Annotated in this window: 1 protein-coding gene; it reads right to left on the bottom strand. The window is 36.2% G+C overall.

All coding sequences use genetic code 11. The features are described 5' to 3' along the window. The coding region (locus tag Z054_RS30400; protein ID WP_024771316.1) for a M43 family zinc metalloprotease at positions 1-2,195 on the bottom strand (2,195 nt) is incomplete at both ends.

The following is a 2,195-nucleotide window of genomic DNA, read 5'->3' as shown; positions in this document are numbered from 1 at the left end:
CTCCTGTTTCATCCCCATTCTGGATCCCATCATTACAAGTTGATATTGCTTCAGAAATTATAATTCCATAATCAGCCGTATTTCCACTATCATATGAACCGCAAGCAGAATCTCCATCTGTACCATCTACAAAGTGACCAATTACCCTTAATCCTACTTTTTTACCTATTGCAGCATTGTTTGGTACAGTAATATTGGCTGTAAAAGAATACTCATCATTGGTATAATCTGCATGGTTTACGACTTGGGTGGACACTAGTTCATTATCTGAAAACATACTGTCAAAATTCCAATCTGCCCATACGCGTACTCTATTTACATCACTAGTTCCACCATTACCACGCTCTGTTTTAATGGTAATAGGGTAAGTTTTTCCAGTTTCTAAAGTAGTAAATACGGTGTCATAGTAATCACCAGCTCTACTTTTAAGAGGGGCGTGATCTATTGTAGCTAAAGTAACGTGATTTACGTTGAAATAACCTCCGAATTTTGGTTCGCTATCGCAGTAGTTTAATGCTGAAGTTATGTAATCCGTTTTAGTAAGCGTTTTATTTATTCCATTGGCTGTTGTCACTTTTAGAGTTACATCATAAGTTCCTCCTTCAGAGAATATGATATTAGAAGGACTCTTATCTGTAGAAGTAGCAGGTTGCCCTCCTTCAAATGTCCATAACCAGGAAGTAATAGAATCCCCATTATCGGTTACAGTAAGATCAGAGAATGCTACACCTTGTGAGAAATTAACTGTGGTAGGAGCTCCCGAAAATTCCATAGAAAAAGTAGCATTTTGATCTAGGATATTTAGTCCATAATCTTCAGATTCACCACTGTCAATACTGCTACATGCTGTATCACCATCGTTATTTTGTACATAGTGTGCCAGAATTCTAAAAGCTGTGTTCCCTAAAACAGCATCTGCAGGGATAGTAATATTGGTAGTGTATTTGTAATCGCCATTGGCATCAACACTACTGTTGGCGTATGCATGGGAGATTATTAGTTCATTATCCTCATAGATAAAATTATTATTCCAGTCAAACCATCCTTGAATTCTTAAATTATCACCAGCACCACCATTACCTTTGTTGGTTGTAATTGTTAAAGGATAGGTTTTTCCTTGTTTAGCTGGGTATATAAGACTTTTTGTGTAATTGGAAACTCCATTATATCCTGATGGATTTGTTCTACCATCAAATTCAATATTAGTGATGTGTGCATATACAGCATATGATATATTTACATTACAGTATTCTGTATATACATCGTTAAAGTCTACTTTCAGATTATCTATGCTATTTTTATATAGTTGTGTTACTCCACCAGTTACTATCGGGTTAAGGAAAGTAAAAGAAAGATTAGCTACAGAATTGGCAAGATTATGACTAGAAGCAGTATTATCCAGATGTATGGTTGCAGAAGTAGCACTGTTTATTACAATTCTGGGGGTTAAACCAGCAGGTAGATTGGTTACGGTATAATCGGTATTAAGCACCATATCTCCAGAGTTTTTTGTAAAAGTACAGTCCTCACAAGTAATATCAATAGTACTTTCTATAAGGCCATCATTTAGATAACGTTCCTCAAATATTGCTCCAGAGGTAGCGATACGAGCACCCAAATCAGAAGCCAAACCGGTAGCAGTTAGATTGGTGTTTGTCCACAATGTATTTCTGGTAGGTGAATTATCAATAGCATTAACCATTCGGGTAACTTGCCCTTGTGTAAACATTTTATAACAATCTGTATAATCCATGAAATTCTCACTATTGATTTCCTGATTCAGACAATTTTTTAGAACGGTACAATTGGTTTTTGAAGAATTTTTTTTGTGAGAAGGAGTATCTGCAACACCATCTCCATCATTAGGATCATTATTACATACTCCTTTATCAAAGGTATGAGGTAGATCAAAGTAGTGCCCGAATTCGTGAGTTAGTACTGATCTGAAATTCTCATTAGTATTATTTCCTAAATAACTTCCGTTGTATACTACTCGAGCAATATTGGCAGCAGACATGGTGGTATTAGGATACCATGCTACTCCTGAATTATAGAAATCTCCGTCATCGTATAAATCTCTGGTGATGTATATATTGCAGTATTTGTAATTATCCCAGGCAACTTTGGCTACTACAGGAGAGTTATAGTTCCCCATTCCCGAAGCTTCATCATAGAATATAACTCCTGTTGTGGGG

The organism is Aquimarina macrocephali JAMB N27 (assembly GCF_000520995.1).
Classification (GTDB): domain Bacteria; phylum Bacteroidota; class Bacteroidia; order Flavobacteriales; family Flavobacteriaceae; genus Aquimarina; species Aquimarina macrocephali.
The sequence above is the reverse complement of the archived record's forward strand: the minus strand, read 5'-3'. Positions and strand labels throughout refer to the sequence as shown.